Here is a 14,091-nt window from a genome sequence, read left to right as displayed (position 1 = left end):
TCCAACTTCCGATCGCCCGCCCCCAGTGCTTATTGGTGGGGGGTTTCCCCAGTCGGGTGATGATTCCCAGCAGCCAACTTCCGATCGCCCGCCCCCAGTGCTTATTGGTGGGGGGTTTCCCCAGTCGGTGATGATTCCCACAGCCAACCTACTGAACCCGCCTCCCGCTCCAAATGTTGACGGACGGGAGCAAAGGAGAAACGATGGTGAAAACAAGGACCATAAGATTGTAAAGCTTGTTTATGCTGTTTAGTACCGTATCCCTTGTGTTTGGCTAAACCATATTGTGGGTAAGTGCGATCTAAGCGCGTCATGAGTTCATCCCGCCAGACCTTAGCCAGAATACTAGAGGCGGCGATGACAATACAATGACTATCCCCTTTGACGATCGCCTGTTGAGGGATAGACAGATTGGGGATAAGTCGGTTCCCATCAACCAAACACAATTGCGGTGGCGGGTCCAATTTAAGCACCGATCGCCGCATAGCGAGTTGGGTAGCTTGCAAAATATTTAGGCGATCGATTTCCCGCGCCGAAGCCCAACCAATTCCACAGGCGATCGCCTTAGATCTAATCAAAGTAGACAAACTGGCGCGAAGAGTCGGAGTCAATTTTTTACTATCTTTAACCCCAGCCGCAGCAAGTTCCAAGATAGTTGTTTCTGACAGTTGTACAGCAGCAGCCACCACTGGACCAAACCAAGCTCCCCTTCCCACCTCATCTATACCAGCCACAGCAGTCCAGGATAGTTGTTCAAAGGCGGGAGGGAGTTGATAGGTAAAGCTGGGGATACTCACTCAGAAACGGCCGAAGAACGGCGGCGGCGGCGGCGAATAACAGGTGTATTTTCAGCGTCGCCTTCAGTTTCCAAATTTTCCGAATCTTCCGAGGGATAAATATAATCAGAATCGTCGATATCATCATTAGGATCTGTGACATCATTAATATCTGTGACTGTGAGATCACTAGGATCTATGACCTCGATAGATTCTGTGATTTCTGGGGACTCTTCAGAATCGTCAGTTGTATCTTCTACATGATTATAAACGAGGTTTTGGTCATCTTGAGAGATCAGATTTTCAGCAGGTGGGACTGTCACAGCATTAGGAATTGGTAGAGTTGGAGCCCAGGAGATAGCGGTGTCGGTTTCCTCCTCCAAAATGCTGGACAGAGGTAAAGGCGTATCACCTGGTAAACGAACTGTGACGATCGCATTTCTAGCATTTTTCACCGACTGGTTAGAGAGTACCAAGGGAGAAATCCCCATCAGCGCATAAACATCCTGTTCATCCCCAGTCATTTCCACAGCTACGACCTCTGGAGGTTCTGGGATAGCCTTGATCGCATCAGACTTAACGGACTTAGGAAATCGCTCAGTAAGTTCTTGGCGACCGGAGAAAGCCACATCGGTATTAGTTTCAGTCTTAGTCGTCTCATTGTAGGTATTACCCGAGTTAACGCGGAGATTACCACGATTTCCCTCTTCCTCACGCACTAAAGGTTCCAGATCACCAATGCGACGGCGGCGACGGCGGCGGATATTGCTAGTACCGCCAATGTCTTGATAACTGGGATGATTAAGCAACTCCAACTCAGGGAAATTACCTCCTGTATCAGTTTCAGCAGAAACTATTTCCGAATCATCCCTATAAACAGTTTCAGCGGACGATACAGAAGACACATTGGCTTGAACTCGGCGAGTGTTGTCTACGGCGGCTGTGCGAGTTCCGGTATCCAAACCAGGGGTGCTAGATAACCCTTTCGGACCAACCATGAATCGTTCAGAGGCTTCAGCGGTATCGGCTGCTGACTCTCCGGGGAGATGAATCAGATGTCCCAAGCCGTTACAAGTGGGACAACTACGGCCAAACAACTCATAAATATTTTGTCCTTGGCGTTTTCTGGTTAACTCGACCAAACCCAACTCAGACAATTGAGCAATTTGTGGTCTAGACTTATCTGCTTTCAAGACCTTATTAAAGTGTTCAAGGACTTGTAGCTGATCTCGGCGGGAGTCCATATCAATAAAGTCAACAATAATCACCCCAGCGATATTGCGTAGGCGCAGTTGACGGGCGATTTCGGTAGCCGCTTCACAGTTAGTCCAGAGGACAGTTTCCCGAGAAGTCGCCGAACGGGTAAAGGAACCGGAGTTAACGTCAATGACGGTCAAGGCTTCTGTTGGTTCAATGATAATGTATCCTCCGGAGGGCAAATCTACCCTAGGGCGTAGTGCTTCTCGAATAGCAGCATTAACGCGGAAATATTCAAGGATAGGGATACGTTCTCGGTGGTGGTCAATCAAGACTCCTTGGGGAGTTTTACCAACACTCCAGTTGACCAAATGCTGTTTAACTCGTTTAATGCCATCAGCGGAATCTACAACAATGCGATTAACTTCGGTGCTATACATATCTCTTAGCACCCGTTGGATAAAATCATTATCTCGATTGAGTAGAGCGGGAGGTCGGGTCGAGGTAGCCTCTTGTTGGACTTCTTCCCACTGTTTTTGTAGGGCTTCTAAGTCTTCTAAAATGGCATCTTCTGCCATACCCTCAGCTTCGGTTCGGACTAATAAACCCATACCAGAGGGTTTAATTAAAATCGCTAAGGCCCTAAGACGATTGCGTTCTGCTTCTGATCGGATACGGCGAGATAGATTTACACCTCGGCCATAGGGCATTAAGACGAGATAGCGTCCTGGTAGGGTAATATTCCCTGTTAATCTTGGTCCTTTGGTGCCGGTGGGTTCTTTCATCACTTGGACTAGAACCTTTTGTTGAGGCATCAATAGTTCGGTAATGGAACCGGACGATCGCTTTAATCTTAGTGGTCCCAAATCGGAAACATGAATAAATCCGTTACGTTCGGGGTCGCCAATATTGACAAAAGCCGCGTCTATTCCTGGCAGGACATTTTCAACAATTCCTAAATAAATATCACTAACTTGTTGGTTTCCGGTGGCCACCACAAGTTCTTGAATCTCATCTTCAGAAAAAACTGCAGCTATCCTATGCTGCTCTGCAATAATAATTTGCTTGGACATTTAATTTCCTCAAAACTTGGCGGGGCGGGTGCAGCAGTCTTGTCCTGTTTCCAATGGCATATCTAACACCCGCCCCTACAGGCACGCGCATCTGCGTGGGCCTTATATTGTGGTGGCTGCTAGAATCGTTCGCGAAGCGTGCGATCGCACCCGCAGCAATCATCTGCTGAGAAAAGGGCAAGGGACTCGCCATAGTAGCCATTGTCGGTTCGAGATGCTCCTCCGGAACTTTTGCTCTAATTCATGCTCTTCCTCCGAAAAACTCCATCCCCTTGTGGGTGGGTCTCGATAGGAGTGGCAATTGAGCGGGGGTTAAATACTCCCTAAATTGTCCATTCGATAGCCTTGACATACCTCCTCGCCCTGAAGGAGCGAGGATTCCTTGACGCTTCACAGCAATGTGCTACCGAAGTAGTCTTACCCTCGCTCTGCGTCCGTTTAGAGTCTCCCAATGTCCTCGGGCGACTATGTTTAATTCTACTCAAGCCCAAAGCTGGTTTTCTTCAGGGATGTAGTTAAACATTGCCCCTCGGAACTGTCTAGGTGCGCTCTCATCGTAGCTATTTCAACGGGTCTTGATCCTTATGACTTCATCTATTTGAGAACAAAGCCGTCCTAGAACAACAGGGTTTTAGACCCATTCTTCTGATCACCCTAAACCCAATTGCCTAAGTTAATCCCAGGTAGTAGGGTTAATTAGGTATTCTACAGGTTAGATCATTATACCCTAAACCAGCCGAATCTGTAATCTGCGGTGCGTCAGCCGAAAATTGTCCGGCCAAGATTGATATAGCCTCACTCTGACGCTACGAGAAAATTGGTTTAGGCTAAAGTTAGATGTTCTCGATGGATTGAAATTAGTTGCAATTCCAGGCTGCTAACCTGTTCTAGCATATAGACTACTTGCTCAGGTCTCAGTTGAGTGCCATCATTGCGACAGGTTCCCAAATAACGCAACAGGGTAGCGTTTGGGGCGGGTTGGTCTAATTCCCATAGTGGAATTTTGACTGTTTCCTTTACGATCGCCTCTAGTTGTAATAACTGCTCCCGCAGGTTAATAATTCTGATTTTACCTGATTTGGTAGTTTTTTCCCACAACATTTCTGAACTGTTCAGTACAGCCTCCACCCAACTGGCCCAATGATTCGGGGTAATGGTTTCATCTTGGGCTTGTAAATGGATGATATAGGTAGCTTGTCCTATGGTTTGGGCGATCGCCGCCGAGTTAACGTCCACTTCTTCGACCCGATAAATCGGTAAGTTGTCCGGGAGACAGGCGGATAATTCCCGTTGAAAGGTTTGTATATCCATAGTCTCGGCTAGGTCAAAATCCGCGATTTCCCCGGTGCTAGTGGTTCCTAAAGGCAGTGCATTGGCGGGGGATATACGGGGGCCGGGATGATAGCCTCCCGTGAAGGATATGGGCAATTCTGCGCGTCTGACGGCGCGATCAAATACTTTCATCAGGTCAAGATGTCCGACTAATGCCATCTCTCCTAATTTCCCAAACCAGACTCGGAACCGTTGGACTCGTTGGGAAGGGGGGACGAAATGACCCGTAAATTCGGGAATGGGTGGGGGTGTAAATACCACGTTATGACCTAATTCTGGGCCACATACCCCACAATGGGAACAGGCGGCGAAAGAACAGTCGGGAACTGTGGCCGCTTCGATCGCCCTTTGTAGGTCTTGTTTCAGCCAGTTTTTGTCTATTCCGGTGTTGATATGGTCCCAAGGTAGAGGTTGGTCTAGTAGTTGTTCACGGTGGCTGTGGTCGTGGCTGTCCTCGGCGATCGCCTTTTCCATGAGGTTCCATTCCCCGGCTTCTACTTGCCGATATTTCCAGCCTAACCCAGACTCTTCTATGGCTTGGGTCCAGGCGGCGAAGGCACGATCTAGGCTTTCCCACCAAGCATCCATTCCGGCCCCCAGTTCCCAGGCTCGTTGGACTACGGGTGCTAGTCGGCGATCGCCTCTACCGATAAAGTCCTCCATAGCCGAGATCCGCACGTCCGTAAAGTTGGCTTTAACCCCTTTGAGGCGGTGAAATTCCGCTTTCAGCAATTGCTGTTTGCGTTGAAATTCTGTGGTCGATACACTGTGCCATTGAAAGGGTGTATGGGGTTTCGGGGTAAAATTAGAAATGGTCAGGTTAATGCTTAGGGGGCGGCGGCGGTGTCCCTGACATTGACGCTGCAACCAGCGGACGGTTTCCGCGATACCTAGGACATCAGCATCCGTTTCTCCCGGTAGGCCGATCATAAAGTATAGTTTGATTTTATCCCAACCTTGCTCGTAGGCGGTTTGGACTCCTCGCAATAACTCCTCATTGGTTAGTCCTTTATTGATGACATCCCGCATTCTTTGGGTCCCCGCTTCGGGTGCAAAGGTCAGGCTACTGGTGCGGGTTCCGCCGATAATGTTGGCAATGTTTTCGTCAAAGCGATCGACTCGTTGACTGGGTAGGGATAGGGATATATTGCTGTCACGCAGGCGGTTTTTGATTTCCATTCCTACTGCGGGTAATGATAGGTAGTCTGAACAGCTTAGGGATAATAGGGAAAATTCATTATATCCCGTTGCTTTCATCCCTTTGGCGATCGCCTCTACCACCGCTTCGGGTTCTACGTCTCTAGCCGGACGGGTTAACATTCCCGGTTGACAGAAACGACAGCCACGGGTGCAACCTCGTCTCACTTCTATGGCTAGGCGATCGTGAACTGTTTCCACGAATGGAACCATTGTAATCGAATAGGCAGGCATCGGAGTCGCTACCCGACGGATAATGGTTGCAGGTACGTCGGGATGGTTAGGATGGATTGACCCATCCGCCGCCATATCATAGAATTGGGGAACGTATACCCCTGGCACTTGGGCTAGGTCTAAGAGTAGCTGTTCCCGGGTTAACCCGGCTGCTTTCCCTTCTTCTATCACTAAACCTATTTCTGGGAGGAGTTCCTCTCCGTCCCCTAAAGCGATAAAATCGAAGAAGTCCGCGTAGGGTTCCGGGTTGGATGTGGCGGTTTGGCCACCGGCAAAGATTAGGGGAAGTTCTCCTAGGGGGGTTTGTCCATTTGGCTCCTGCCTTTGTTTCCAGGTTAGGGGAATGTGGGCAAGATCTAGCATTTCTAGGATATTCGTGGCCCCTAGTTCATAGCTGAGACTAAACCCGAGAATGTCAAATTCCGTCAGAGAACGGCGGGACTCTACCGCAAATAGGGGGGTTTGGGTGTCTCGCAGTTTGGCGCTAAGATCGGCGGCCGGTAAATAGGCGCGATCGCATAATTGTCTCGGCTGGGCATTGATGATATTATAGAGGATTATGTGTCCTAGGTTCGAGGCTCCTACCTCATAGATTTCTGGATACGTGAGAGACCAGCGCACAGCCGCTGATTCCCAGGGTTTGTGTTTCGCCCCTAATTCATTACCTAAATATCTCGCTGGCTGGTTGATTTCTGGTGTGATTAATTCTTTGACTGGAACTGCCACTTTCTACCTCTTCTGATTCTTAAATCGGCAATCTTTACGGATATGTTTTGATGATGTTCGGCTCAGAAATGACGCATATACCACCATTATACATGATGGGTGCAATTCTGACAGATTAAATTTATCCTGATTCACTACAGGACTTGGTGGCTTCATATTTGCGGAGATTTGGGGCTGATAATTAGTTGATAGATATGGTGATTTTGTCAATCAAAATAGGGTGGATATTGTCTATGTTTCCGGTATCGGGCTAGATTTTATGGGCAGATATGATATTATCGGTGGCACAAAGATTAAGTTTTTGTTAACTTATTGATAGGCACTGAACTTGTCATGAGATGATAAGAAGTGTATAAAACAACACAGATAAAAACTGTTTGATTGTCTCATAATATAGCAGCATCTTAATTTCTGCTATCACCAACCCCCAATAGCCAGACTGCGTGATTTAGATCACATATTTATGGAGATGCAGATCACCAGCCAGACTGTTTATTGGTTGGAGAATTAACATAAGTTGAGTTACTTGACTACTCATGTCAGCCACTAATGGAATTCGAAAACTGGTATCTAAAGCACTTTACTTTAGATGCCTGACCCCGGAAATTGAAAACGGGATTAACTATGAACTGACTCGACTGGGTTATATTTCCGATGTGGATTATGAAGCGTTAGAATTACTGATGGACGAAATGGATGCCGGACGTATTCGCTTAATACCTAGTCCCTAGGTTCGGAACTTAACACAGTTAATCAAGCTGGTTCCCCTTGAACCCGAAACTGTCCCATTGTGTAGGATTTAATTTAGAGTTGTTGTTACTGCCGATTTTCTTTTGGCAAGAATTTAACCGACAAGCCTGTAATTAAGGCGATAACTGGGTTTGCATCGCCGTTCATTTGCTGCTGTTCATGGGTAGGTTGTAAGATTTTTCTGGTATAATTCTCTGGCTTATATCTAATGAACCAACCCCAGTGAGTGATAATGCAGTTTGCTAAACGTTTAGAAAAAATCCCCCCCTACCTGTTTGCTGAAATTGACCGGAGACGTATAGAACTGGTGGCTCAAGGGGTAGATATAATAAATATTGGAGTGGGTGATCCTGACCAGCCTACCTTGGATCATATCAGGGTGGCTATGCACGAGGCGATCGAAGACCCCTCCAACCACAATTATCCACCCTATCGGGGTATGATAGAATACCGGGAGGCGGCGATCGCTTGGATGTCTCGTCGCTTTGGTGTCACTGGCTTAAACCCAGAAACCGAGATTATCTCCTCTGTGGGTTCTAAGGAAGCTATCCACAACACAGCCTTAGCCTTTGTGGAGGGGGGGGATATTGTCTTAATCCCCGATCCGGGTTATCCAGTGTATCGCACTTCCACCCTATTCGCTGGGGGAGAGCCTTACTACGTTCCCCTGAAGCCGGAAAATGGCTTTTTACCAGATTTACAGGCAATTCCAGAGGAGATAGCTAGACGGGCTAAATTATTTTGGGTAAACTACCCCAATAATCCCACAGGTGCGATCGCCACCTTAGAAGATTTTAGCACCATGGTAGATTTTTGTCAAAAGTTCGACATTCTACTATGTCATGATCACGCCTATTCTGAGGTGTGTTATGAAGGTTATCGAGCGCCAAGTGTCTTAGAGGTTCCCGGTGCGAAAGATATTGCTATTGAGTTTCATAGCCTGTCTAAATCCTATAATATGACCGGGTGGCGCATTGGGTTTGTGGTAGGTAATGAAATCGGGATTAAGGGATTAAGCCAAGTTAAAACCAATGTAGATTCCGGTGTGTTTAAGGCTATTCAAAAAGCGGCGATCGCCGCCTATTTGACCCCAGAATCAGACCGTCAAAAGCTGAATGATATCTATCAACATCGCCGCGATTTAGTCATTTCAGGATTGCGTTCTCTGGGTTGGAAAATTGAACCACCCAAAGCCACATTATATATTTGGGTACCTGTTCCCAGCAATTACACTTCCACAGATTTTGCCAAATTACTCTTAGAGAAATGTGGGGTGATTGTCCCCCCTGGCAACGGTTATGGCGCGGCGGGAGAGGGTTTTATCCGAATTGCTTTAACCAATAAAGAAAGCCGCATTCAAGAAGCCATAGACAGAATGGGAAATGCGGGAATACGTTATCAGTAAAACTGCCGCCATTTTAGATTCCTCTAACCCCAACCATCTCTCCCTCTCCAGAAAGGGGGGTGATTCATCTTATCGTGGGAATTAACAGCAGAACCCCATCCCAGATATCGACTAGGAAAGATAGATTGGTGACTTGTGGAAATAGTAAATATATCCACTCCTGAGTCGTCCTAAATGTGGTGCTGGAATTAGTCTCAGAAACTGCGTAAATTACAGATACTTGCAGGAGGATGGAAGATGCCCGAATATATCAAGGATAACTAAAAAACTGATATATATGCCCGCACATTTTTCCATGTTATTATTATATGTCAATGTAGGGGAGTTTGTCAAGATAAAAGATGGAATTATCGGGGATAAATTTTGGTAGTATGAAGGCAAATTTAACAGTTGTATCATCAATTATTATTCTTGGTTGTTGCAGCTAATCCTGATATATTGAAACTGATTATGGTCAACCGTATAGACTTGTATAAGCCCATGTGTGCCGAGTACAAGGCTCGCCGAGCCTTGGCGGTAGACTCCCAGAGTGAAGTGTTACCCGCCTGGATAGAAGGGTTCCATTTAGGAGAAGGAGTATTTAGGCTCGAACATCGAGAAGTAGCTTTTCCGGGGATAGAAATAGCGCATTTCTTCACAGAAAATCTGTTTAGCGATCACCATGTAATTCCCGAAGGAGAAACCCATTTTTCCCTGGGCTTGTATCCCCATCATCCCCTATTGTCTTGGATGGGCTATACAGACCCCATTGGTAATGCGATCGCCGTTCATCGCAGCCAAATCGAATACACATCAAGTTTACCTCCGGGTTGGCATGGTGTATATATTTGTTTCAATGATGAACTCCTCGCCAACCTGGATTTACTACCAGAGAAATTTTGGGAAAATAGCCAGGACCCCAATCAAGCAGTTTTGACCGTCCACCCCATTAGGTTTGCCAACTTCACCAGATTTATGCAGCAGTGGTTTCCTAGGGCTGAATGTCTGTATCGTCGAGGTCTTTTGACTCCCCAGGAAGCGGCACTGTTGCGAGAAAAATTTTTGTGTCAGTTTCGGGAATTATTAGACTATACCTTTGAACAGCGTGGCGATCGCCAAATTTTCAAACCCTCTCGACGGTATTGGATCTTTGAAACAGTACAGGCGATCATCGACAATAATTTACGCCAAAACCTTACCAATGAGGAGTTATGTCAACAGCTTGGCATCTCCCTGAGATCCCTACAATACGCCTTCAAGGAAATTACCGGGGTAGGGGTACAGCAATATATTCGCGCCCGCAAACTAAACGCCGTCCGGGAAGAACTTTGCGGACGTAGTGCAAACCCCAGCACCATTTATGCGATCGCCACCGCCTACGGCTTCTCCCACATGGGCCGATTTTCCGAACAATTCCATCGTTATTTTGGAGAATACCCCTCAACCCTGAAAAAGTTGCACAAATCGGATATAAAAATGAGAAAAAGTATGATATCTTAGTTTCAGATGCGATATAAACATCGCCATATCGCCAATCGTTAGAGCTTTCAATAACATTGTTAGCTTGCTTCAGGGTCTAGTCAAAAGCACTCCTAAACTACCCCTAACACTAGGGATAGTTTGGGAAGGCTTAAAAAAGGCATCATCCCTGTGATGTTGTTCTGTTACGGGAGTCTCGGTTGCGGGGAAGTCAACTAAGACGGGCTTTTTGATTCAGAATCCCCAACATCCCTAATTCTGACCCTGATTTTGCCACACATCCCATCAATAGAGAATGTTCTAGGCGGGCGATCGTCTAATCTGCCTTCTTTTCTTTAACCCAGTTAACATCCGAGTTTTCCCAGATGGTCAAGTGCAACCGTAAAAAGGGCGTTTGATTTAAAAAAAGCTGAAACCCTTGCCAGTAAATAAATTAATCAGTTTTTTACTGCACAATGCAACATCTGCTTGATATGCGACCGAGTTGACCCGACGGAGAATATCGAGCAATGCTAATTACCGAAAATTTAGAAGCCATCATTGAGGAACAAACAGATGAAACCAGAAATTTTGTATTAAGGACGACTATTGTTCCCCAAATTGGGGTAGCAGTCTATGTTCGCAAGGGAGATATTTATCACGATTTAGATATTGTTAATGTTCGCTATAATCCCGAATCGAATCGTTTACATTTATTGGTTCGTAATAGTGGACAAGCCAGTGTGATTGTGCAACCAGAATGGGTAATTTCTCAAGGAAATCAGGAAATCCAGAGTGGTCGTGGTGTAGATACTACGGTGATTGCGGAAAAAGAACGTTTGGTTAATATCAATTCTAATCAACCCCTTGAACCGGGAGATTATAAACTTTATGGGAATTTGGCTTGGGGAGTAAACCGGAATAACAAAATCCCATTCAGCGTAACATTAGCCGTTCCTTAACATGGTGATGAATGGAGTATATTATCAGTAAAATACTGCCATAATTTGACGGCAATTAAGGCAGTTTTAACACTGAGTTATGCCAAATATTTATAAGTGTTTATTTTGGGGCAGTTGTTTACCCTGATGGCTGTTGAAAATTTGTGGATACAATCTGCTTGTCCCAGACATCACAGAGGAAATCACCCCAGAATCACCGGAATTCACGATTTTTATGATTGGCTTAAATGCTGGTAGGCGCAATTTTAAAACTGGGGTATTTGTGCGCGGGTCAGTAACGGATAATGAGGTGATAAATTTTGGGAATTGGCTAATTCCTTATGGTGAAGTTTTGCAGGTCATAAAGTTTACATCTACAGTTATATCAGATAATGAAGTCGAATTGCGATCGCCCTTTAAAATTGTCCGCCTTAACCTCGATGAAATTCGCAACGACCCCGAATTAGGGTTAGTCCTTTCCGTGCAAGATATTCAAGACTTATTTGATATCAAATCAGAATTTAGTTTTCGGGAATATGCAATTATTTTTGAGGTCCCCGAAGTCAGAAGGGGGAGAAGAAGCAGCCGGGAAAGACCGCCAGTAATTTTAGAAGGATTGCCAGAAATTTCCCCCCCCAACTTTAACACTGGTATAATATAACAGCGGGTTAATCTTACCAAAAACCAAGGTGTTGACCTGAACAACACAGGTCGCCTATCCGCCGTCGGAACAGTTTTAGATAGTAGTTGGTTTCTCACGCTTAATCATGGAGACATAACCGACAGCGAAACCTGGCGATTATCCGAATTTCAAATCATCCGCCAAACTGAATATAGCGATTATTTTTTAGGTTCTCAACGGAGATTTTGGCGAGACCAAAGGACTACAGGTGACTTTTGGGGATTTACCACCATTCAAAGGCGGGGATATTCCCCTAGTTCATTATTGGGTAGTGGTGCCGCCAACCCTAGTCAACGTTTGCAACCCGAACAAGTTACCGCCACAGTAACAGGTAATGCTGAACCAGGAACTTTAGCACAACTGGTTTCGAGTCGTTATCGTGGGGAGGTCATAGCAGAACAGTTTGTCGATAATTCTGGCTTTTACCGTTTTGATAATGTTCTTGTAGGTAGACAGGTTGGCAGAAATTACTATGTTTTACTTTACCCTGGCGGCTCTCTCATTAGTGAACCCAAAATAGAAGAAGCTAGGTTTACCATTCTACCAGAACAATTACCTCAAGGCGCGTCAGCATTGGTAATTTCTGGAGGGTTACAGCGTCGTTTTAATCGAGGTGATGACTTCTGGGGAGAATTTACCGAATTTAATGCCGCAGTTTCTCAGCGTTGGGGAATAACCGAAGATTTAACCGTGGGTTTAGGTGGGATTTATGATTCATCTACCCGTGGTTTGGCGGAAGTTTTTGATCAACCGAAAGGAACACCTTTGCGGGTTGGGGTTTCTGGCTTTCTGGGGGATGATGTTAATATTACTACTGATATAGTTTGGGACTCTCGACAATTTTATGCAACTTTTAATAGTGATTTTGAGAGAACTTGGTATAGTCTCAACTGGAGACTTTTGCGGGGATTGACATTATTGGGGAGTGGGGATTTAGATAGGTCTTCGAGTTTGGGTCTGCAATATTTTTGGGGTAGGCGCAATTTTTCTACTAATATCCGTGTCAGTGTTGATACAGATGAAACTCTAAATTGGCATCTTAACCAACGTTTCGGCAACTTTTACCTAATACTATTACTATTGATGAAAATTCGGAGACGTTGGAGGAGTTAAATATACAACTACTAGATTAATCTGGTGGTGGAGGTCTTCGGTTCCTTCAAGGAAAGCCATATATATGCCGCCACATTCTCCCATGATATAAGTATAAGTCAATTCCTAGGATTTGTCAAGAGAAAAGGGAATCTTTATCTAACTTCCCGAAAAACCTGGGAATGATTGAGCCAAATTTGGGAAATAAACTCTCGAAAAAGTTGATGGTTTCTGGGTAACATTTCCGGCTTTTGTTCTGGGGGATTTAATGCGACTAAAAAAGGTATTACTTCTGTATCCAAAGCTACCCTAAATAACTCCAAGGGCCAAATCAAATCAGCACTGTCTCGCAAATGATAGCAAATGGGCTGATTTTCTGTGGTAAATTCGACGAGGATTAAGGGACGCACCCAACAGACTCGGCGCACCATAACCACTTGAATCACTTCGGCATAAACAGAGGTATTTTGAGCATCAATAGCTACAATTTGACCGGAGTTAAATTGAGGTAAATTATTCATATATACTAGAAACTATCAATATCGATTAAACCCTGATTTAAGTCTGACATCAACCTGATAGATTCTTTTTTGGCTGAACCGGTGGCATATTCTTTGACTTCTAGGGGTTTCCCAATTGTGACGTTAACCTCAGACCGCCAATGGGGAATATTGGGACTGTAATGGATAGATATAGGCACAATCTTAACTCCTAAATTAGGATAGTGTGATTCAGCCTGAATTGCCAAACGACCTAATCCGGCTTTGAGGGGGTGAATTTGATTATCCCTAAAAATGCCAGCTTCTGGAAAAATGACTAACATTTCTCCCTGACGTAGTAAATCAACGCCATATCGAAGACTGGCGATCGCCGGATGTTTTTGATTAACCGCAAACCCTCCAATTAGGCGAATAAACCACCCTTGCAGTCCTTTCATTTCATCAGCAGTTACCATAAACCGGCAATCTCGTCCGGTGACATAAGGACCTGCTGCAAATGGTACAATAAAAGCATCCCAACGGGATCTATGGGTGGGTGCTAAAATTAGGGGACTGTCTTTGGGTAAATTCTCCTGTCCGGTGACGGTAATTTTTTTAAAATAGAAGGGAAGAACCCCATAGCGTCCCAGGGGATAAACGATAGAAGTTAACCAATGTGCGACATCAGAGGATTTAGTCTGGGTAGATGGAGGTGAATTAGACAAGGGTTTAATCGATTCAACTGTTACCATGATCATGATTTGTGATTT

The 14,091-nt window shown here is 45.4% G+C and carries 11 protein-coding genes; 6 read left to right on the top strand and 5 right to left on the bottom strand.

The window, feature by feature from the left end; translation table 11 throughout:
• Positions 1–101: 101 nt before the first annotated feature.
• From P5674_RS09790 to P5674_RS09780, 3 genes are all read right to left on the bottom strand, one after another.
• Positions 102–797, bottom strand: coding sequence for a ribonuclease HII (locus P5674_RS09790; protein ID WP_006619960.1), 696 nt, complete (start codon positions 795–797; stop codon positions 102–104).
• The gene (locus tag P5674_RS09785; protein ID WP_014276026.1) at positions 794–3,046 is read right to left on the bottom strand and encodes an Rne/Rng family ribonuclease; all 2,253 of its coding nucleotides are present in this window, start codon (positions 3,044–3,046) and stop codon (positions 794–796) included. Before P5674_RS09785 ends, P5674_RS09790 begins: the two co-directional genes overlap by 4 nt.
• 822 nt (positions 3,047–3,868) lie before the next feature.
• Positions 3,869–6,535, bottom strand: coding sequence for a TIGR03960 family B12-binding radical SAM protein (locus P5674_RS09780; protein WP_014276025.1), 2,667 nt, complete (start codon positions 6,533–6,535; stop codon positions 3,869–3,871).
• Between the two features lie 536 nt (positions 6,536–7,071).
• Here P5674_RS09780 and P5674_RS09775 point away from each other — a divergent pair.
• From P5674_RS09775 to P5674_RS09750, 6 genes are all read left to right on the top strand, one after another.
• A complete protein-coding gene (locus P5674_RS09775; RefSeq protein WP_006619963.1) occupies positions 7,072–7,266 on the top strand; it encodes a hypothetical protein in 195 nt (64 codons plus the stop codon).
• A gap of 251 nt (positions 7,267–7,517) precedes the next feature.
• On the top strand, positions 7,518–8,690 hold the full coding sequence (locus P5674_RS09770; protein ID WP_006619964.1) for an LL-diaminopimelate aminotransferase: 1,173 nt from the start codon (positions 7,518–7,520) through the stop codon (positions 8,688–8,690).
• Between the two features lie 450 nt (positions 8,691–9,140).
• Complete coding sequence (locus P5674_RS09765) at positions 9,141–10,169, top strand: helix-turn-helix domain-containing protein (protein WP_152088433.1); 1,029 nt, start codon at positions 9,141–9,143, stop codon at positions 10,167–10,169.
• Positions 10,170–10,657: 488 nt separating this feature from the next.
• Positions 10,658–11,089: a hypothetical protein gene (locus P5674_RS09760; protein ID WP_006619966.1), complete on the top strand. Its 432-nt coding sequence runs from the start codon at positions 10,658–10,660 to the stop codon at positions 11,087–11,089.
• A 133-nt stretch (positions 11,090–11,222) separates the two neighbouring features.
• Positions 11,223–11,729, top strand: coding sequence for a hypothetical protein (locus tag P5674_RS09755; RefSeq protein WP_231851954.1), 507 nt, complete (start codon positions 11,223–11,225; stop codon positions 11,727–11,729).
• Positions 11,730–12,014: 285 nt separating this feature from the next.
• Entirely contained in the window at positions 12,015–12,863 is an 849-nt protein-coding gene (locus tag P5674_RS09750; RefSeq protein WP_071941182.1) for a hypothetical protein, read from the top strand.
• 134 nt (positions 12,864–12,997) lie between these two features.
• On the opposite strand, the gene P5674_RS09745 is transcribed toward P5674_RS09750, so the two are convergent.
• Both P5674_RS09745 and P5674_RS09740 read right to left on the bottom strand, forming a co-directional pair.
• Complete coding sequence (locus tag P5674_RS09745; RefSeq protein ID WP_006619967.1) at positions 12,998–13,363, bottom strand: hypothetical protein; 366 nt, start codon at positions 13,361–13,363, stop codon at positions 12,998–13,000.
• A gap of 5 nt (positions 13,364–13,368) precedes the next feature.
• Positions 13,369–14,073: a lysophospholipid acyltransferase family protein gene (locus tag P5674_RS09740; RefSeq protein ID WP_315669967.1), complete on the bottom strand. Its 705-nt coding sequence runs from the start codon at positions 14,071–14,073 to the stop codon at positions 13,369–13,371.
• Positions 14,074–14,091 lie beyond the last annotated feature (18 nt).

The organism is Limnospira sp. PMC 289.06 (genome assembly GCF_032350395.1).
Classification (GTDB): domain Bacteria; phylum Cyanobacteriota; class Cyanobacteriia; order Cyanobacteriales; family Microcoleaceae; genus Limnospira; species Limnospira platensis.
Note: the sequence above shows the minus strand (reverse complement) of the source record. Positions and strands in the feature narration are given on the sequence as shown.